This is a genomic window from Sphingomonas sp. 10B4 (assembly GCF_035019905.1).
GTDB classification, from domain to species: domain Bacteria; phylum Pseudomonadota; class Alphaproteobacteria; order Sphingomonadales; family Sphingomonadaceae; genus Sphingomonas; species Sphingomonas glacialis.
On sequence record NZ_JASJVC010000011.1, the window covers coordinates 1 to 18402 of the forward strand.

The 18402-nt window shown below is 68.5% G+C and carries 19 protein-coding genes and 2 pseudogenes; 7 read left to right on the plus strand and 14 right to left on the minus strand.

Annotation, left to right across the window (positions count from 1 at the left end; translation table 11 throughout):
* Positions 1-293 (plus strand): annotated as a pseudogene (locus tag QN347_RS05145) (IS5/IS1182 family transposase); the annotation flags it as partial.
* Between the two features lie 49 nt (positions 294-342).
* Here the strand turns inward: QN347_RS05145 and QN347_RS05150 are convergent.
* The 3 genes and pseudogenes from QN347_RS05150 to QN347_RS05160 all read right to left on the minus strand — a co-directional run.
* Positions 343-513, minus strand: a pseudogene (locus QN347_RS05150) (chlorophyllide reductase iron protein subunit X); the annotation flags it as partial.
* Positions 510-1436 (minus strand): chlorophyll synthesis pathway protein BchC, encoded by a 927-nt coding sequence (gene bchC, locus QN347_RS05155; protein WP_322161768.1) that lies wholly within the window; start codon positions 1434-1436, stop codon positions 510-512. The pseudogene QN347_RS05150 and the gene bchC, both read right to left, overlap by 4 nt.
* Positions 1437-1527: 91 nt before the next feature.
* The gene (locus tag QN347_RS05160) at positions 1528-2661 is read right to left on the minus strand and encodes a methyltransferase (protein ID WP_322161766.1); all 1134 of its coding nucleotides are present in this window, start codon (positions 2659-2661) and stop codon (positions 1528-1530) included.
* A 68-nt stretch (positions 2662-2729) separates the two neighbouring features.
* Between QN347_RS05160 and crtD the strand changes: the two genes are divergently transcribed.
* Both crtD and QN347_RS05170 read left to right on the plus strand, forming a co-directional pair.
* Positions 2730-4292 carry a 1-hydroxycarotenoid 3,4-desaturase CrtD gene (gene crtD, locus QN347_RS05165; protein ID WP_322161765.1) on the plus strand — a complete coding sequence of 521 codons (1563 nt, stop codon included), beginning with the start codon at positions 2730-2732 and terminating at the stop codon, positions 4290-4292.
* Positions 4193-5125 carry a hydratase gene (locus QN347_RS05170; RefSeq protein WP_322161763.1) on the plus strand — a complete coding sequence of 311 codons (933 nt, stop codon included), beginning with the start codon at positions 4193-4195 and terminating at the stop codon, positions 5123-5125. Before crtD ends, QN347_RS05170 begins: the two co-directional genes overlap by 100 nt.
* Here QN347_RS05170 and QN347_RS05175 read toward each other — a convergent pair.
* From QN347_RS05175 to QN347_RS05190, 4 genes are read right to left on the minus strand one after another with little or no spacing between them, the layout of a single operon-like run.
* The gene (locus tag QN347_RS05175) at positions 5072-5263 is read right to left on the minus strand and encodes a hypothetical protein (RefSeq protein WP_322161761.1); all 192 of its coding nucleotides are present in this window, start codon (positions 5261-5263) and stop codon (positions 5072-5074) included. The genes QN347_RS05170 and QN347_RS05175 overlap by 54 nt on opposite strands.
* The gene (gene bchO, locus QN347_RS05180; protein WP_322161759.1) at positions 5253-6125 is read right to left on the minus strand and encodes an alpha/beta fold hydrolase BchO; all 873 of its coding nucleotides are present in this window, start codon (positions 6123-6125) and stop codon (positions 5253-5255) included. Before bchO ends, QN347_RS05175 begins: the two co-directional genes overlap by 11 nt.
* The gene (locus QN347_RS05185; RefSeq protein WP_322164159.1) at positions 6122-7768 is read right to left on the minus strand and encodes a magnesium chelatase subunit D; all 1647 of its coding nucleotides are present in this window, start codon (positions 7766-7768) and stop codon (positions 6122-6124) included. The genes bchO and QN347_RS05185 overlap by 4 nt, the downstream gene beginning before the upstream one ends.
* 29 nt (positions 7769-7797) lie before the next feature.
* A complete protein-coding gene (locus tag QN347_RS05190; RefSeq protein WP_322161758.1) occupies positions 7798-8778 on the minus strand; it encodes an ATP-binding protein in 981 nt (326 codons plus the stop codon).
* 69 nt (positions 8779-8847) lie between these two features.
* On the opposite strand from QN347_RS05190, the gene QN347_RS05195 reads away from it, so the two are divergent.
* Both QN347_RS05195 and QN347_RS05200 read left to right on the plus strand, forming a co-directional pair.
* The gene (locus tag QN347_RS05195; RefSeq protein WP_322161756.1) at positions 8848-9315 is read left to right on the plus strand and encodes a TspO/MBR family protein; all 468 of its coding nucleotides are present in this window, start codon (positions 8848-8850) and stop codon (positions 9313-9315) included.
* 92 nt (positions 9316-9407) lie between these two features.
* Positions 9408-10205, plus strand: coding sequence for a DUF2189 domain-containing protein (locus tag QN347_RS05200; RefSeq protein WP_322161755.1), 798 nt, complete (start codon positions 9408-9410; stop codon positions 10203-10205).
* On the opposite strand, the gene QN347_RS05205 is transcribed toward QN347_RS05200, so the two are convergent.
* The 7 genes from QN347_RS05205 to QN347_RS05235 all read right to left on the minus strand — a co-directional run bounded on the left by QN347_RS05205 (position 10202) and on the right by QN347_RS05235 (position 15727).
* The gene (locus tag QN347_RS05205; protein ID WP_322161753.1) at positions 10202-10843 is read right to left on the minus strand and encodes a cytochrome C biosynthesis protein; all 642 of its coding nucleotides are present in this window, start codon (positions 10841-10843) and stop codon (positions 10202-10204) included. The genes QN347_RS05200 and QN347_RS05205 overlap by 4 nt on opposite strands.
* Positions 10840-11223 carry a cytochrome c-type biogenesis protein gene (locus tag QN347_RS05210; RefSeq protein ID WP_133192150.1) on the minus strand — a complete coding sequence of 128 codons (384 nt, stop codon included), beginning with the start codon at positions 11221-11223 and terminating at the stop codon, positions 10840-10842. The genes QN347_RS05205 and QN347_RS05210 overlap by 4 nt, the downstream gene beginning before the upstream one ends.
* Before the next feature lie 23 nt (positions 11224-11246).
* A complete protein-coding gene (locus QN347_RS05215) occupies positions 11247-11774 on the minus strand; it encodes a redoxin family protein (RefSeq protein ID WP_322161752.1) in 528 nt (175 codons plus the stop codon).
* On the minus strand, positions 11771-13753 hold the full coding sequence (locus tag QN347_RS05220) for a heme lyase CcmF/NrfE family subunit (RefSeq protein ID WP_322161750.1): 1983 nt from the start codon (positions 13751-13753) through the stop codon (positions 11771-11773). The genes QN347_RS05215 and QN347_RS05220 overlap by 4 nt, the downstream gene beginning before the upstream one ends.
* Positions 13754-13883: 130 nt before the next feature.
* Positions 13884-14318, minus strand: a complete 435-nt coding sequence (gene ccmE / locus QN347_RS05225; RefSeq protein WP_189676405.1) for a cytochrome c maturation protein CcmE — start codon at positions 14316-14318, stop codon at positions 13884-13886.
* A gap of 100 nt (positions 14319-14418) precedes the next feature.
* Positions 14419-15159 carry a heme ABC transporter permease CcmC gene (gene ccmC, locus QN347_RS05230; RefSeq protein ID WP_189676654.1) on the minus strand — a complete coding sequence of 247 codons (741 nt, stop codon included), beginning with the start codon at positions 15157-15159 and terminating at the stop codon, positions 14419-14421.
* Between the two features lie 76 nt (positions 15160-15235).
* Positions 15236-15727 (minus strand): winged helix-turn-helix transcriptional regulator, encoded by a 492-nt coding sequence (locus tag QN347_RS05235; protein ID WP_133191416.1) that lies wholly within the window; start codon positions 15725-15727, stop codon positions 15236-15238.
* Between the two features lie 119 nt (positions 15728-15846).
* Here QN347_RS05235 and QN347_RS05240 point away from each other — a divergent pair, with 119 nt between their 5' ends.
* Positions 15847-16164 carry a CC_3452 family protein gene (locus QN347_RS05240; RefSeq protein WP_206365596.1) on the plus strand — a complete coding sequence of 106 codons (318 nt, stop codon included), beginning with the start codon at positions 15847-15849 and terminating at the stop codon, positions 16162-16164.
* Between the two features lie 114 nt (positions 16165-16278).
* Positions 16279-18369 (plus strand): bifunctional (p)ppGpp synthetase/guanosine-3',5'-bis(diphosphate) 3'-pyrophosphohydrolase, encoded by a 2091-nt coding sequence (locus tag QN347_RS05245; RefSeq protein WP_322161748.1) that lies wholly within the window; start codon positions 16279-16281, stop codon positions 18367-18369.
* Positions 18370-18402: the final 33 nt, after the last annotated feature.

The window sequence follows — 18402 nt, forward strand, 5'->3', positions numbered from 1 at the left end:
CGGTCATCCCGGTCCGCCGCAACGGGCAACCGTGGATCAAGGATGGCCCCGGCGTCGATGCACGCAATGAAGCGCTACGCGCTACAAGGCGGCTTGGTCGCGCCATCTGGAAGAAGTGGAGCGGCTATCATCGTCGCAGTCTGGCCGAGACCAAAATGCACTGCTTCAAACTCCTGGGTCAACGCGTTGTCGCCCGCACCTTCGATCGTCAGATTACCGAGCTCAAAGTCCGTGCTGCAATCCTCAATCGGTTCTCCGAAATAGGAACACCGGTGACCGTCCGCCTCTCATAACATCTTCAAGTAAAAGCGCGGTTATGCTCTCGCGACGTTATGCAACAAAGCCCTGCTGCGCCATCATGTAGCTGAGGTTGGCCAGCGCGAACGACTTGCCGCTGCCGCCCTTGCCGTAGATCGCAATGATCTGCGTTTCCTTGGTCACCGGCCCGGTCGAAACGGGATCGGGCTCGTACGCGGCTTCGTCGCGCAGCGGGCCTGGGTCGAGCATCGTCATACCGCACTCCAATCGAGGACCATCTTGAGGCAAGCAGGATCGCCGAACGCCGCCGGATAGGAGTCGGCGGCTTCGGCGGCCGGCCGAAGGTGACTGATCAGCCCGTCGAGCCGCAGCGCGCCGGATGCGATCAGCGCAGTGGTCGCGGCGACATCAGCCGGGGTAAATTCGGCCGAGATGCGCAGCCGCGCCTCGCGCTGGAAGGCTGGCGGGAAGGCAAAACCGAGCCGGTCGTAGAATCCCGCAAGCACGATCTCGCCGCGCTTGGCGAGCCGTGGGACGATCACGTCGAGGATATCGGGCGCGCCGCTCGCCTCGCAGATCGTCGCATAGTCGCGGCGTTCGTCCTGTGCGGGATCGATCACTGCATAGCCGCTCGCATCGCGCCGATCGGGGTTGGTCTCCCACACCGTCGGCGCCGGCGCGCCGAGCGCCACCGTGATCCGCGCCGCAAGCCGCCCGACGATCCCGTGGCCGATCACGAGCTCGGGCAGCGCGCCACCCGCGACGGCGTGATAGGCGGTTGCCGCGAGCGCGGTGAGGATCCCGTCGGCACCGAGCGACTCGTCGACCGGGATCGCGCGCGCCGAAGGCAGCAGGACGCGCCGCGCCGATCCGCCGAACAGGCCGCGCGCGCCCTCATAGCAATTGGCACCGGGAACGAAGACCCATTCGCCGATGCGCGCGCGGACCTCGGGGCCCGCATCGACGATCCGGCCGACCGATTCATATCCCGGGACCAGCGGATAGCCCATGCCGGGGAAGGCGGGCATCTTGCCCGACCACAGCAATTTCTCGGTGCCCGCGCTGATCCCGCTCCAGGCGATTTCGATCAGGACGTCGGCAGGGCCCATCGCGGTCAACGCCAGGCGACGCAGGGCGAGCTGTCCGGGCTCCTCCAATACGATCGCCAGTGTATCCACCGTGCTTCCCCTGCCGCGCCCCGTTACGGGTCGTCTTGGTGTCAATCTATATGGACACTTTGTTTTGTCAATCATGATTGACGGTTGATCGTCAGGCCTCCGCGATGACCACACGACACGTGATCGGCAGCGCAGTCGGCAGCAGCCGCGAGCGAGCAAAGCCAGCGGTACGGAGCATCGCGCGAATCTCGGCGGGAGCGCGCGGACGGCCCGACCCCATCGCGAGCAGATACAGGCCGAAATAGGCGTCTCCGGCGGGTTCGGCGCCCGGTGTCTGCGCCATCGGCTCGGCGATCAGCAGGCGACCGCCGGGGGGCAGCGCGGCACGAATCGCACGCAACAAGGCGAGCGCGACCGAATCATCATGGTCGTGCAGCACACGCACCAGCGTGATGAGATCGTACCCTTGCGGGACGGGGTCGCTGCGGAAGCTGCCGCCATGAATCGACGTCCGCCCGCCAAGCCCCGCGGCGGCAAAGCGCGCGCGCGCGCGTTCGCCGACCGCGGGCAGATCGAACACAGCGAGCTCGAGCGTCGGCACACGCGCCGCGACCGATTCGACAAATCCCCCCTCGCCACCACCGATATCGAGCATCCGCCGGTGGCGCGCGAAGCGATAGGCGTCGAGCGTCTGCGCCGCGACGAGCGGCTGCGACGCCGCCATCAGCCGCGAATAGGGCGCGACCGATTCGGCGTCGCCGGCGCCCGGCGCCTCGGCATAGCCCCAATATCCGGCCAGCGCCCCGCCGCCGCCACCCCGCCGCAGCAGCGCCACGGGGTCGGCGAGATCGGCATAGAGCAAGCCGTGGTGCGCGACCATTTCGGCGATCCCGCCATTGCCGCGCAGCGCCGCGCCCGCGCTGCCCAGCACCCAGGCATCGCCGAGTCGTTCGACCAATCGCAGCGCCGCAGCCGCGCGCAGCAGCCTGAGCGTGCCCTCGGGCGGCACGTCGATTTGCGCGGCGAGCGCGTCGCACGTCTGCGGTCCGCCGCCGAGTCGATCGAGCAGACCGGTCGCGATGCACGCCGCGAGCGTCTGCGAATAGACAAAGCCCGCCACCAGATCGAACAGCCCGCGCGCACGCGCCCGGGCAATCGGGCGCGTCAGCCAGCAGCGCGCGGCAAAGCGCTGAAACCGCGGCGACCCCAGCAGCCCGTTTCGCCATGCCAGCCAGGACGTCCGGGCCGAGAGCAGGAGGGACTTGCGCAAGACAGGCTTTGACATGTCGCCCTTGGTGGACGAAACTGAGTGTCCAGTCGAGTGGACACTGGCTGGATCGAGGATTCATTACGGTGGACAGACGCGATACAGTGCTCGTCATCGGCGCCGGGATCGGCGGGCTGGTCAGCGCGGCCTTGCTCGCCGCGCGCGGGGTGCCGGTTACCGTAGTCGAGGCGGCCTCTACCCCGGGCGGAAAGATGCGCCAGGTCATGGCGGGCGGCGCGGCGGTAGACGGCGGGCCGACGGTCTTCACGCTGCGCCATGTGTTCGACGAAATCTTCGCCGCCTGTGGCGAGTCGCTCGATGCGCATGTCGCGCTCACCCCTGCAAAGATCCTCGCGCGCCACGCCTGGGGCGACGACCGGCTCGATCTGTTCGCCGATCCTGCGGAAAGCGAGGCCGCGATCGGCGATTTTTCCGGCGCGCGCGCAGCGGCGGGTTACCGCGCGTTCTGCGCCGAGGCGCGCCATATCTTCGAAACGCTCGAAGCGCCGTTCCTGCGCGCGCCGCAGACCAACCCGCTCGGGCTCACCTGGCGGATGGGGTTGCGCGGGCTGACCGATCTCAGCCGCATCCGCCCGTACGAAACGCTCTGGTCGGCGCTCGGCGACCATTTTCCCGATCCACGGCTGCGGAGATTGTTCGGGCGCTACGCGACCTATTGCGGATCCTCGCCGTTCCACTGCCCGGCGACGCTGATGCTCGTCGCGCATGTCGAGGCCGCCGGGGTCTGGCTGATTTCGGGCGGGATGCATGCGCTGGCCAAGGCGCTCGAGGCGCTGGCGATCCGGAACGGCACGGTCTTCCGCTATGGCGAACCGGTCAGCGAGATCCTGGTCGAGCGCGGGCGTGCGAGCGGCGTGCGGCTCGCCTCGGGCGAGCAGATCTGCGCGACTGCGATCGTCTGCAATGCCGATCCCGCAGCGATCGCGCACGGTGCGTTCGGCCAGGCAGTGCGGCGCGCGGTCGCTCGGCAACCGGCGCACAAGCGCTCGCTCTCGGCGCTGGTGTGGTGCGCGAACACGCCCGCGCGCGGTTTCCCGCTGCTGCGCCACAATGTGGTCTTCGCACGCGACTCGGCGACCGAATTCGCCGAGCTCGCCGCCGGCCGCGTTCCCGCCGACCCGACCGTCTATGTCTGCGCACAGGACCGCGACGCCACGACGGGCGCGAGCGCCGGCGCGTCCGAGCGCGTCCAGATCATCGTCAACGCCCCCGCCACCGGCGATACGTCCCCTCTTTCCCAAGCGGAGATCGAGCAATGCACGCTATCGATGCACGCCACGCTGCAGCGCGCTGGCCTGACGCTGGACTTGCCCGAGGAGGCGACGGTGCTGACGACGCCGAGTGGCTTCAACGGCCTGTTCCCACGGACGGGTGGAGCCCTTTATGGACGGGCCTCGCACGGGTGGGCGGCATCCTTCCAGCGCCCCGGCAGCCGGACACGGATCCCTGGGCTCTATTGCGCGGGCGGGAGCACCCATCCGGGCGCGGGCGTCCCGATGGCGGCCTTGTCCGGCCACCTAGCCGTCGATTGCCTGCTCAAGGACCGCGCTTCGACGTCCATGTCGACGCGAACGGCTATGCCTGGTGGTATATCGACGCGGTCAGCGCCGACCGTCGCTTCGGCCTGACGATCATCGCGTTTATCGGCAGCGTCTTCTCGCCCTATTACAAGCTTTCGGGGCGCGGAAGGCCCGACAATCACTGCGCGATCAACGTCGCGCTGTGCGGTCCGCGCGGTGGGGCATGGGCGATGACCGAGCGCGGCGAGCGCCATATCCGGCGCGATGCCGACCATTTCCAGGTCGGACCGAGCGCGCTCAGCTGGGACGGCGATACGCTGGTGATCGCGATCGACGAACGTTCGGCGCCGCTGCCCTACCGCGTGCGCGGCACCGTCCGCGTCACCCCGGAGCTGATCGGCACCACCGCCTTCGCGCTCGATCCCGCGGCGCGGCACCGGTGGCACCCCGTCGCGCCGCGCGCGCGCGTCGAGGTGGCGATGACGCATCCCGATCTTGGCTGGTCGGGCAGCGGCTATTGGGATTCGAATTTCGGCGACGAGCCGCTCGAGGCAGGGTTCGACGACTGGCACTGGTCGCGCGCGCACCTGCGCAATGACGTGGCCGTGCTGTACGAGGGGCGACGCCGCGGTGGCGATCCGTTCGAGCTGGCGCTCAAATTCGATCGGCAAGGCCGCTGGCACGACGTCGCGCCGCCACCGCGCGTGCGGCTCCCGCATACCGGCTGGCGTGTCGCGCGTGCGACACGCGCCGATGCCGATGCGACTCCGCTCGTGACGCGGACCTGGATCGACGCGCCCTTCTATGCGCGGTCGGGGCTGTCGACGCGGCTGTTCGGCGAGAGCGTCGATGCGGTGCACGAAAGCCTGTCGCTCGCGCGCTTCCGCTCACCGATCGTCCAGTCGATGCTCCCCTACCGCATGCCCCGGGCGCTCTGGTGACTCTTCAGGCGGCACCGCCTTCTTGGCCTTGTCGCGCGCGATCTCGCGGTTGATCGAGACGAGTTGCCAGACCACGAAGAGGATCGTCGGCACTCCGACGATCGCCATGTCGAGCAAGGCGAAATAGCTATTCGGCATCCGCAAACCCTCGAATCAAGGCGGCGACATCGGCGGGACGTTCCTCGTGCGCGAGATGGCCCAGCCCGGCGAGCACTTCCAAGCGGCTGTCGGGCAGCAAGGCCGCGGCTTGGCGGACCGACGCCAGCGCGATCGCCGAATCGGCCGACCCGTGGATCAGAAGCGTCGGCACGCGAACGCGCGGCAGATCGCGCGCGAGCGAGTCCAAATCCCAATCCGCCATCATCGTGATCGCGCCCGCGGCGTGATCCGAGGTCGAGAATAGCCGCCGATACCAATCGACCCCTCGCGCGTCGATCGTCGAGCCTGTCGCGCGCTCGAGGTAGCGCTTCGCATCGCCCGGCCCGCGCGCGAGCCCCGCGACGAGATGCGGCGCGAACGGATTGACGAACAGCATTCGCGCGAGCGTCGGGAAGAGCGCCGCAGCCAGCCCGGGAAACGGCATCAGCGCGGGGTTGAGCCCGACCAGCCGGGCGGGGTTAGCGCCGCCATCGAGCACCAGCCGCGCCCCGATCGCCGCGCCCGCGGAATGCCCCACGACCAGATCTGGCTCGAGCCCGAGCGTGCCGAGCAACTCGCCCACCGCGCGCGCCATCGCGGGCATCGCCAGCCCACCGACCGGGCGCCCGGTAGTGAAACCGTGCCCCGGCAGATCGGGCGCGATCACGGTAAAATTTTCCGCCAGCAGCGGTGCAAGATCACGCCAGCTGTGCGTCGCCGCGCCGGTGCCGTGGAGCAGCAGCAACACCGGCCCTGCCCCCATCATCTGGACATGCCAGCGAATGCGCGCGGTATCGACGAATCGGCTCGCGCCCCGATTGGGCCAGTCGCGCCCCTCGGCCTCCCAGCGCGCGCGGCTCATGCGGCCTGCGCCGCCGACACCGCGCGGTGCATCGCCGCGGCATCGGCGCGTGGCAGCGGGAGGTAGCGCGCGCCCATCGCCAGCGCGAGTCGCGCACCTTCGGGGCGGGGGCGCGCCGCGGTATCGAGGAACACCGCGCCGATTCCGGCCTGACCGATCGCGCGCGCGGCTTGCTCGGCGTCGCGCTCGGCACGCTCGCGCACCGCGCTGCCATCGGCGGCGATGTTGCCGCGTCCGTCGGTCAGCACGACGAGGAAGGGCGTACGTCCGCGCGCGCGCGCCGCTTCGGCGAGCGTTCGCGCCGCGTCGAGCCCGGTGGCGAGCGGCGTGCCGCCACCGCCCGGCAAATCGGCGAGCGCACGCCGCGCACGCGTCAGCGAGCGAGTCGGCGGCAACAAGACCTCCGCGCCGACCCCGCGAAACGCCACCAAAGCGACCTGCGCGCGCTTCACATAGGCTTGCGCGAGCAGCAGCTCGACCGCGCCCTTCGCTTCGGCCAGTCGCGCCGCCGCCGCCGAGCCCGAGGCATCGACCGCAAAGATCGTCACCGTTTCCGCACGCGTCTCGAAGCGGCGAATGCGGAGATCGTCGCGGCGAATCCGGATCGCGCCGCCGCCACGCTCGCGCAGCTTCTGCCACGGCGCGGCGGCGCGCAGCGTGTCGATCAAGCTCAGCCGCAACCCGCCACGCGGAATCCCCGCACGCGCGCCGAGCGGGCGACCGCGCAGCGGCGACGTGCGCCGTTCGCCCGCGCCGCGCGCGCGATTGACCCCGCGCCGTGCCGCGCCGGCCGCGAGTCGTTCGAGCACGTCGCGCGGGAGCGCGGCGAGCGCGGCGGCGAGCACGACGTCGTCGGGCGGTTCGGGCGCACCGCGCTCTTCCTCGCTCGACTCGCTTTCGGGCGGCGGGGGTGGCGCGTCGGTCGCGCTGTCGTCCTGCGGCGGCGCGGGAAGCCGCGTCGCGCGCGGGCCGAGGACGAGCCGGATCGCGAGGATCACATCGTCTTCGTCGGGTTCGCTGCGCCCCGCCAACGCCGCCGCCGCGCGCGCGGCACGCAGCGCGAACAGCGGAGCGCGCGCCGAATCGATGCCGAGTGCGGCAGCAGCGCCGCTGAGAATCGCGCAAGGGTCGATCGCTGGCGCGTCGCCGTCTGCTGCCTTCGCTCCAGCATCGAATGGCACCGTGTCGGTCGCCCCACGGCACTCGGACAGGTCGATCCGAAACGCCAGCCGCTCGACGAAGGCTTGCGGCGGCGCTTCATCCTCGACCCCGTCATCGAACGCGACCATCGCAACGCGTACCGGCACCGCATCGATCGCGCGCGCGTCGAGCACTGCGGTGATCCGCGCCGCAGTCGCCTCGGCGATTCGCTCCGCCATCGGCAGCACGACGATCCCGCCATCCGCCGCCGCAAGCACTCCGCGCTGCCGCACGGGCCGCCCGAGCGCGAGCGTCGCGCCGAGATCGAGCCCCCCGAGCAGCGCATCGTCATCGACATGCGCAGGAATCCGCCGCAACGGCGCGCCTTCGGGGAGGTCCGCATGCAAGCGCGCGACGACGCGGTCGCGCACTTCTCCGCCACCGCGCAGGATCATGCCCCCCAGGCCGACCGGATCGATCGCGCACAACCGCGCCGCCAGCATCGCATCGTCGAGCGGCGAGGCGGTCGCGCTCACGCCGCCGCCAGTTCGTCCAGCGCGCGTTCGATCCGCACCGTCGAGCCCGTCTCGTCGAGCACCCCGCGCCGCAACCGGTGCCGCAACGCGAGCGGCGCGACGCGCGCGAGCTGCGCCGGGCCGACGACGGCCTCGCCATCGAGCGCCGCCAGCGCGCGTGCCGCGCGCATCAGCGTTAGCTCGCCGCGCAAGCCATCGGCGCCGACCGCCATGCACAATTGCGCGGCGCGTGCGAGGATGGCATCGGGCACGGTCACGTGCGCGAGGCCAGCCCGCGCCCGCGCGAGACGTCGCAGCGTCTTCTTCTCCGCCGCACGCCACGCCTCGGCGAATTCCGCAGGCGTCCGCTCGAACGCGTCGCAGCGCTTGAGGATCTCGATCCGCGCGGCGAGATCCTGCGGCGTGCGCACCTCGACCGACAGGCCGAAGCGGTCGAGCAATTGCGGGCGGAGTTCGCCCTCCTCGGGATTTCCGCTGCCGACCAGCACGAAGCGCGCCGGATGCCGCACCGACAATCCCTCGCGCTCGACGACGTTCTCGCCCGATGCCGCGACGTCGAGCAGCAGGTCGACGATATGGTCCTCGAGCAGGTTGATCTCGTCGATATACAGGAACCCGCCATTGGCGCGCGCAAGCAACCCAGGCTCGAACGCCTTTACCCCGGCGCCGAGTGCCCGCTCGAGATCGAGCGCGCCGACGACGCGGTCCTCGGTCGCGCCAAGCGGCAGATCGACGAAGGGAACGGGGACCGTCGCCTTGCGATCGGGCGGTGGCGCACCCTCGGGATGGAACCCGGCAAGGGCGGCAGGCATTGGGGGAAGCAAGGCGGCGAGCGCGCGCACCGCGGTCGACTTGCCGGTGCCGCGATCGCCGAATACCATCACGCCGCCGATCCGCGCGTCGATCGCGGACAACAGCAGTGCCAGTTTCATCTCGTCCTGGCCGACGATCGCCGAAAAGGGAAATGCCATGCCCATCGCTCATGTGTACCACGCGCTTGACACTCGGCAAGTGGACAGTCGTCGAAAAGTGATCGGAAACGCCGCATGAGCCCGCTGATCGTCTCGGGCGGATGCGCTGCGGTGTTGCTCGTGGCGGGTGGCCTCGCGACGCCGATCGGGTCGTGGTACAAGGCGCTGCGGAAGCCCTGGTGGCAGCCGCCCGGCTGGGCGTTCGGCCCCGCCTGGACGATTCTGCTTGGCCTCGCCGCCTGGTCCGCCGCGATCGCGTGGCAAGCTGCGCCCTATGCGGCGGCGCGTCAGTCGGTCGTCATCCTGTTTGCGGTCAACGCGGCGTGCCATTTCGCGTGGAGCCCGCTTTTCTTCGCGGTGCGGCGGCCCGATTGGGCGCTGGTCGAAGTCGTCTTCCTGTGGGGCTCGCTCGTCGCCTTGCTCGTCGGGCTGTGGCCAATCTCGCATTTCGCTGCGGCGCTGATCGTGCCCTATTTCCTGTGGGTGAGTTTTGCCGCGGTGCTCAACCGCAAGATCGTGCAGCTCAACGGGCCGTTCGGCTGAGGCTTTCGCGTTAATATTGTCGGCGCTCGCCAAAGGGCGTACAGTCCCCACTCCAAGACAAAGGAAAGTACGCTTAGGACGAGGACCAACCGATGACCGCCACGCTACACGCAACCGCCCTGCCCGCACGCGCCGCCGATCTGCCCGAGATCCGACGAATCGAGACAGCCGACTTGACCTGGGCGCTGGCGGAGGGGTGGAAGGACTTTACCGAAAAGCGCGGCGATCTGATCTTTCTCGGGCTGCTCTATCCCGTCATCTGCTTCGTGGCGGTCGCGCTCGCCTTCAACGCGCCGCTACTGCCCTTGCTCTTTCCGCTCGTCGCAGGGCTCTCGATCGCCGGGCCGGCCGTGGCATCGGGCTTCTACGAACTGGCGCGGCGCCGCGAGGAAGGCCGCGACTCAAGCTGGTGGCACTTCCTTGATCCGCTCAACGCGCGCAGCCGCTGGCCGCTCGCACTGCTGACCGGCGGGATCGCTTTGCTGTTCGTGGCATGGCTCGGCGTCGCCTATGCGATCTATCAAGCGACCTTCGGCACGGTCGGGCCGATGCAGCCCGGCGACGTGATCGCGCGGCTGTTCACCACGGTGGAGGGCTGGCAGCTGATCGTGCTCGGCAATCTCGCCGGCGGGGCGTTTGCGCTGGCGACGCTCGTCGTCGCGGTCGTGGCGTTCCCGATGGTGGTCGATCAACCCGTCGATGCCGTGACGGCAGTGCGCACTTCGCTCGCCGCGGTGCGCGAGAATCCGCGCGAAGTGCTCGGCTGGGGCGTGCGCGTCGCGGGGCTGCTCGCGCTCGGCATGATCCCGGCGGCGATCGGGCTGGCGGTGGTGCTGCCGTGGCTCGGCTACGCCACCTGGCACCTCTATACGCGGCTGGTGGTGCGCTAACGCGCTGCCGCGCGCTGTGCGGCCGCCATCTTGTCGAACTGATCGAGTGCGGCGAGCCGCTGGACGATGTCGTCGCGATACGGCGCGTTCGGCGGCGTCACGCTCAACGCGAACGCCCAGGCCGGCCGCGCCTGTGCGAACTCACCGGCATCGACATACGCCATGCCGAGGAAGAACGCCGGCCCCGGGCTGCGCGACGCAAGCGCAACGGCGCGACGGAAGGCGAACTTCGCCGCCGGCGACACCGCAGTGTCGTGCAGCGCGAGAACATAGCCGAGCCCGGTCCACAGCGCAGCGTCGCCGGGGCGCAGCGCGATCTCGCGGCGCAGGCCATCGGCGGCAGCATGCGCGTCGCCCGCCGCCAGCCGCGCATCGGCGCTGGCAAGCGCGAGACTGTCCTCGCGCGACGGCGCAAACACCGCCTCGCGAAACGCGACCATCCCGGGATCGACCGCGATCGGCGTGACATCGGCGGCGATCGGCTTGCCCGGGACGTGCCGCGCCGCCTGCACCGCAAAGCCTGCCGCGCCGAGCATCAGCGCCGCGCCGGCAAAGCTCCACAAGCGGCGCCCGACGCCCAATCCCCACAGCATCCCCGCCGCGACGATCCCGACCAGCGCGAGCATGAGCAGGTTCATCGTTTCGCCCGCCGCTTGAAACTCGCACGGGCGAACCAGACGCCGAGCGCCAGCAAGATCAACGGCGCGATCCACAAGGGAGCGGTCACCGCGCTGAGCGGCGGATCGTAGCTGACATAGTCGCCATAGCGCGCGATCAGCCACGCCCGGATCGCCTCCGGGCTCTGCCCCGCGGCGATCCGCGTGCGGACCAGCGCGCGCATGTCGCCCGCCATCTCGGCATTGCTGTCGGCGATCGACTGGCCTTGGCAGACGACGCAGCGCAGCGTCAGCATCAACGTCTGCGCCTGCGCTTCCTTGGCCGGGTCCTTGAGCTGGACATTGGCGAGCGGGGCGGGCGGAAGGTTGCTGTCGGCAAACGCCGGTGCCGCAACCAGCATCAACAGCGGGAGCAGCAGCCGCTTCACCGCGCGTTCCTCACCGCCGCGATCAGCCCCGGCACCTCCTCGGCGCGGATGTCGCCGACATGCTGGAGCACGATTCGCCCGTCGCCACCGATCACGAAGGTTTCGGGCACCCCCGACGATCCGAGCGCGAGCTGGACCGAACTCGTCTTGTCGTCACCGATCGCGGCGTAAGGATCGCCATTGCGCGCGAGGAACTCGGCGATTGCGGCGGGCGTATCGCGGATCGCGACGGCGTCGATCTCGACCCCGGCTTGCTTGAGCTTGAGCAATTGCGGCGCCTCGGCGATGCACGGGATGCACCAGCTGGCAAAGACGTTGAGCAAGCGCGGCTTGCCCGTCGCAAACGCTGCAGTGGCGAGCCCCGGCTTGCCCGGCACGATCGGCGGGAGCGCGAATTTGGGGAGCGGCTGTCCGACCAATGCCGAGCGCACCGTGCGGTCGGCAGGCTTGTAGAGTCCCCAGCCGACCAGAGCGAGCAAGCCCAGCGCGACGGCGAACGGCACCCAGATCAGCCAGCGCTTCATGCGTACGCCTCGCGCACCCGCACGCGGCGTTCGCGGCGCAAGCGCCCGAGCAGCGACAGCGCGCCGCCGATCGCGACGAGCGCGCCGCCGAACCAGATCAGCGTCACGAACGGTTTCCACCACAGCCGTAGCTGCCACCGCCCGGTGCCGTCGGGCTCACCGAGCACGGTGTAGAGTTGCCCGTCCCAGCGCGTCGCGATCGCCGACTCGCTCGTCACCGTCACCGGATTGGCGAAGAAGCGCGATTGCGGGCGGAGATAGAAGACCGCGCCATCGGTGCCACGCCGCGCGCTCAGCCGCGCTTCGAGCGCCGACCAATTGGGGCCGACCACCGGCTTGATCCCGTCGAGCGTCACGCTGAACGGCCCGGCGCGATACGGCTCGCCGACGCGCACCGCGACGAGCGTCTCCTGCGTGAAGGCGGCGTCGCACGCCATCCCCGCCAGGCTCACCGCGATGCCGAGATGCGCGACGACCATGCCGTAGGTGAAGAGCGGCGTGCGGCGCAGGTTGCGCCCCCACAGCGGCAACACGCTCGCCACCGCGAGCCCGATCGCGAGCGCCAGTCCGAACAGCGGCAGCCACGCGATCCCGCCGCCGAGCGCGACCAAGGCAACGAGCGCGAAGCCCGTCACCGCGACGGGTGCGATCATCCGCCCGAGCACCACGCCCGGATCGTCGCGCCGCCAGCGCACCATCGGCCCGATCGCCATCACCACGCCGAGCGCCAGCGCGATCGGACCGATGAACTTGTCGAAGAACGGCTTGCCGATCGACAATTGCGTCCCGAAGCCCGCCGCGACGATCGGATAGAGCGTGAACAGCAGGACGAGCGCGAGGATCACCGAGAGCAGCAGATTGTTGACGATCAACGCGCCCTCGCGGCTGACCGCGTCGAAGGTGTTGCCTTGCTTCACCGTGCCGACGCGGAGCGCGAACAGCAGCAGCGCGCCGCCGATATAGATGGCGAGCAGCGCGAGGATGAACGACCCGCGCGTCGGATCGACCGCGAAGGCGTGGACGCTGGTGAGGATGCCCGAACGCACCAGGAATGTGCCGATCATCGACATCGAGAACGCGACCACCGCGAGCATCAGCGTCCAGGCGCGCAAGCCGTCGCGCGTCGCGAGCACGCTGACCGAATGCAGCAAGGCGGTCGCCGCGAGCCACGGCATCAGCGAGGCGTTCTCGACCGGATCCCAGAACCACCAGCCGCCCCAGCCGAGCTCGTAATAGGCCCAATACGATCCCGCGGTGATGCCGAGCGTGAGGAAGATCCACGCGCCGAGCACCCACGGCCGCATCGCGCGCGCAAACGCCGGGCCGACATCGCGCGTGATCATCGCGCCGACCGCGAACGAGAAGGCGATCGAGATGCCGACGTAGCCGATGTAGAGCGTCGGCGGATGGAACGCTAAGCCCGGATCCTGCAACAACGGGTTGAGCCCGTTGCCATCGGCGGGCGCGGGATCGAGCCGCGCGAACGGGTTCGAGGAAAACAGCAGGAAGGCGTAGAAGCCAAGCGCGATCGCCGCCTGCGCGCCGAGCGTCGCGATCAGCGTGCGGGTCGCGAGGCTGCGCTCCAACAGCGCGACCGCCGCGCCGGCGATGCCGAGGATCGTCACCCACAGCAGCATCGAGCCTTCATGGTTCCCCCACGCGCCCGCGATCTTGTAGAGCATCGGCTTGTCGGAATGGCTGTTCTCGGCGACGAGCAGCACCGACATGTCGCTGCGCACGAACACCGTGATGAGCAGCAGCATCGCGAACAGGGCGAGCACGCCCTGCACCACCGCGACCGGTCGGACCGCGGCGATGATGTCGGCGGTGAGCGTGGTTTCCGCGTCGGTTCGCGCCGAGCCTGTCGCCTCAGCGCGAAGGGGGGTGGAGCGCCAGACCCCCATTCCCGCCAGCACGAGCTGCAACAGCGCGAGCGCAGCGGCGAACCACAGAGCGGCAAGGCCGGCCTCGGCGATCACAGTGCCGCCCCTTGGGCGTCGGCCCCGGCTCGTCCCGGGGTCCACCCTGCAACGAGCGCCGCGCGTGCGGCGCGGTGGACCCCGGCGCGCGCCCGGGGTGCCGAAGCATGGCGTGACGAACGGCGCGCCCTCATTGCTGCAACGTCTTCGTCTCGTGCATCTTGCCGGCGATTTCGGGGGGCATGTATTTCTCGTCGTGCTTGGCGAGCAGATTGGTCGCGGTGAAGCTGCCGTCGGGGTTGAACGATCCTTCGGCGACGACGCCCGATTTCTCGCGGAACAGGTCGGGCGCGATGCCTTTATAGGCGACCGGCACCGTCGCGACGCCATCGGTCACGACGAAGCGCATCGACACGCCATCGGCGAGCCGCTGGATCGAATGATCGGCGACCATTCCGCCAAGTCGCACCGCACGCCCGATCGGCAGGCCGTCCTTCTTGACGTCGCCCGGCGCGTAGAAGAATGCCGCCTGGTCCTTGAGCGCGGAGAGCGCGAGCAAGCTCGCCCCGCCGACCGCACCGATCGCAAGCAGGACAAGCGTGAGGCGTTGATGCTTGGCTTTCATTTCTTTTCGCAGCCGCGCATCGCGAGAAAGCTCCACACGGCGAGCCCAACCGAGACGACCCCGGTCAACGCATACGCCGCCGTCACGAACGGCCAGGGATTCATGCCGTCACCTCGACGACATTGGCCATCCGCCGCAGCCGCGCCTCGGCCTTGGTGCGCGCGAGGATCGTGCGCATCCGCATCAGCACGATCCCTGCGAAGAAAAAGGTGAAGCCACCGAGCGTGAACCATAGCGGCCAAAGGATCGACGAATCGATCGTCGATTTGGTGAGGCCGATACTCTGCCCCTGGTGGAGCGTATTCCACCACACCACCGAATAGCGGATGATCGGCAGCAACACCGATCCGGCGATCCCGTAGAGCGCCGGGATCCGCCCATCGCCGCCGCGATCGTCATCGGCCCGGACCAGCGCCATGAAGCCGAGATAGACGAAGAACAGCAACAGCATCGAGGTCAACCGCCCGTCCCACTGCCACCACGTCCCCCAGGTCGGGCGACCCCAGATCGACCCCGTCGCGAGGCACAGCCCGGCGAACACCGCCCCCGGCAACGCGATCGCGCGTGCGGCGATCATCGCGAGCGGATGCCGCCAGACGAGAAAAACCAGCGACGAGACCGCGATCCCGCTCCACCCGCCCATGCCGAGCCAAGCGGTCGGCACATGGATATAGAGGATGCGGACGGTCTCGCCCTGCAGATAGTCGGGCGGGGTTTGCGTGAGGCCACCCCAGACGCCGATGCCGATGAGCCCGACGCCGAGCCAGAACAAGACGGGCGTGAGCGGACGCGCAAGCTTCAGAAAACGGGCCGGATTGGCGAGGATGTGGAGGCTCGGCACGCGGGCGAGGTTACGCAAGAAACGTGGAAGAATCTACAGTCAAGCCAGCCTCCCCTTTACCGTCGCGCGCGGATTTTCACTCCGCTGCGCGTAATCCGTTCTCACCATAATCAACATCCTCGGGCAGTGCCCAGAGCAATTCGTGCTTGGTCAGCACGCGGCCGTCCCACGCGCGCACGTCGATCGGGGCGATCGGGCGCATGTCGCGCTTGTCGACCAGCACCGGGCTGGCGCGAAAGCCCGTCTCCCAGCGTTCGCCCCATTGCCGCAGCGCGAGCATCGTCGGCAACAGCGCAGCGCCCTTCTCCGTCAGCTCATACTGGATCTTGCGCCGGTCGGCGGCGACCGCTGTGCGCGTGAGAATGCCATGCTCGACCAACCGCCCCAGCCGATTGGCAAGGATGTTGCGCGCAATCCCGAGCTCGGACTGGAATTCCTCGAAATGGTGCAGGCCGTTGAACGCGGCGCGCAGGATCATGAAGCTCCAGCGCTCGCCCATCGCTTCGAGCGCCGCGGGGAGGCTGCATTCCACCAAATCCCGCAAGGGCTCGCGCAACTTTGCATCCATAATCGGAAACCCTAACGCATTTATAGGTAAAGGGGGAAGCAAAACTACGTTTTGACTTGCAACTCGCAACTGCAGCATTTAGGTAGCGGATCGAAACTGACAAGGCAAGGAGTCTCCCCATGATCCGTTCGCTTCCGCTTGCCGTCGCCGCGTTCGTGGCGACGCTCCCCTTCGTACCGACCGTCGCGCATGCCGCCGACGCTGCGCCGTATTATGCCGCGACCCCGGTCGCTGCGCCCGCCAAGACGATGCTGATCACCAACGGCACCGTGTGGAAGTGGAACGACACCGCCTTCACCGCGAACAAGGGTCCGCAGCGCGAAGGCATCGTGTGCGAGATGATCGCGCAGCGTGCCGGCAAGCTTTCGGCCTTCGCGATTGCCGGCCAGCCGCTCGATGCCGACGCGCTCGCCAAGTGCAACGCCCGCGCCAAATAAGCGTGGCGGCAAACCGATCGAAGCCCCTTTCGCAAGCGTGCGAGAGGGGCTTTTTTCTGCGATTCGCGCAAACATGTTGCAAAGCAACACTTCGTGACGCCATCTTGGTTTGAGATGTTGCGTCAGTATGAACTCGTCGATCGTGTCCTGGAGTACGATCCCTCGGCCAATGAGGCGCTGCTCAACCGCGCCTATGTCTTTTCGATGCAGGCGCACGGATCGCAGAAGCGCGCGAATGGCGATCCCTATTTCAGCCATCCGATCGAAGTCGCCGGCATCCTGACCGACTTGCATCTCGACGACGAGACGATTGCGACGGCGATCCTCCACGACACGATCGAGGACACCGTCGCCACCCCCGAGGAGATCACCCGCCTTTTCGGCGCGAGCGTCGCGCGGCTGGTCGATGGCGTCACCAAGCTGTCGAAGATCGAAGCGCAGACCGAGAACGAGCGCGCCGCGGAAAATCTCCGCAAATTCCTGCTCGCCATGTCGGACGATATCCGCGTGCTGCTGGTCAAGCTTGCCGACCGGCTGCACAACATGCGCACGCTGTATTTCATCAAGAATCCCGACAAGCGCAAACGCATCGCGCGCGAGACGATGGATATCTACGCCCCGCTCGCCGAGCGGATCGGCATGTACGAGTTCATGAAGGAGATGCAGACGCTCGCCTTCGCGCAGCTCGAGCCCGAGGCGTTCGAATCGATCACCAAGCGCCTCGCCCAGCTCAAGGACGGCGGCGGGGATCGCATCGCCAAGATCGGGTCGGGGCTCAAGCTGCTGCTCAGCCGCCAGGGGATCGAAGGCGACGTATCGGGGCGCGAAAAGCATCCCTATTCGATCTGGAAGAAGATGGCCGAGCGGCACATCAGCTTCGAGCAGCTCAGCGACATCATGGCGTTCCGCGTGATCGTGCCCGATGAAGAGGCGTGCTACACCGCACTCGGCGTGATCCACCGCCGCTGGCCGATGGTGCCGGGGCGTTTCAAGGATTACATCTCGACCCCCAAGCGCAACGGCTATCGCTCGCTGCACACCACGGTGATCCATGCCGACAATACGCGCGTCGAGATCCAGATCCGCACGCGCGCCATGCACGAAGAGGCCGAACTCGGGCTCGCCGCGCACTGGGCGTACAAGCAGGACAAGGTCCGGCCCGACTCACAAGTCAGCTGGATCCGCGATCTGGTCGAGATCCTCGACAATGCCGAGAGCCCCGAAGAGCTGCTCGAGCATACCAAGATGGCGATGTACCAGGATCGCATCTTCGCCTTCACCCCCAAGGGTGAGCTGCATCAGCTGCCCAAGGGCGCCTCGCCGATCGATTTCGCCTATGCCGTCCACACCGATCTCGGCGATCAGGCGGTCGGCGCGAAGATCAACGGGCGCGTGGTCCCCTTGCGCACCGTGATCGACAATGGCGATCAGGTGCAGATCCTGCGGTCCAAGGCGCAGGAGCCGCAGCCCGGCTGGCTTAACTTCGCGATCACCGGCAAGGCGCGCGCCGCGATCCGGCGGCATCTGCGCCACAAGGAGCGGATCGAAACGCAGGCGCTCGGCCGCAAGATGTACGACGAGCTCGTCTCGCGTCTCCCCGCCCCGCTCGCCGGCAATGCGCAGGCGATGGCGATGCAGCGTCTCAAGGTGTCCGACGAAGCCGCCTTGCTTGAGGCGATCGCGCGCCGCCGGATCCCCGACGCCGCGGTGATGGAAGCGTTGATGCCCGGCTCGGCCGGCGTCGACGCGATGCGTGATTTGCCGCCGCAATCGAGCGCGATCTCGATTCGTGGGCTGACCGCAGGCGTCGCGTTCGATCTCGCCGAATGCTGCCACCCCGTCCCCGGTGACCGGATCGTCGGGCTGCGCCGCCCCGATGCGGGGATCGAAGTCCATACGATCGATTGCCCGATCCTCGGTGCCGCCGACGATACCGATTGGGTCGATCTATCGTGGGGCGACAAGACCGAGGGCGCGACCGGACGGATCTCGGTCGAGGTCAAGAACGAGCCCGGCGCGCTTGGCACGATCGCGACGATCATCGGCGCGCAGAAGGCCAACATCGTCAATCTGCGGCTCGATAACCGCGATACCGGCTTCCACACCAATACGATCGATGTCGAGGTCCACGACGTCCAGCATTTGATGCACGTCATCGCCGCGCTTCGCGCCGCCGACGCGGTTAACGCGGTGACGCGCGTCTAGTACGCCGCCGCCGGACCGACACCCTTGCGCGTC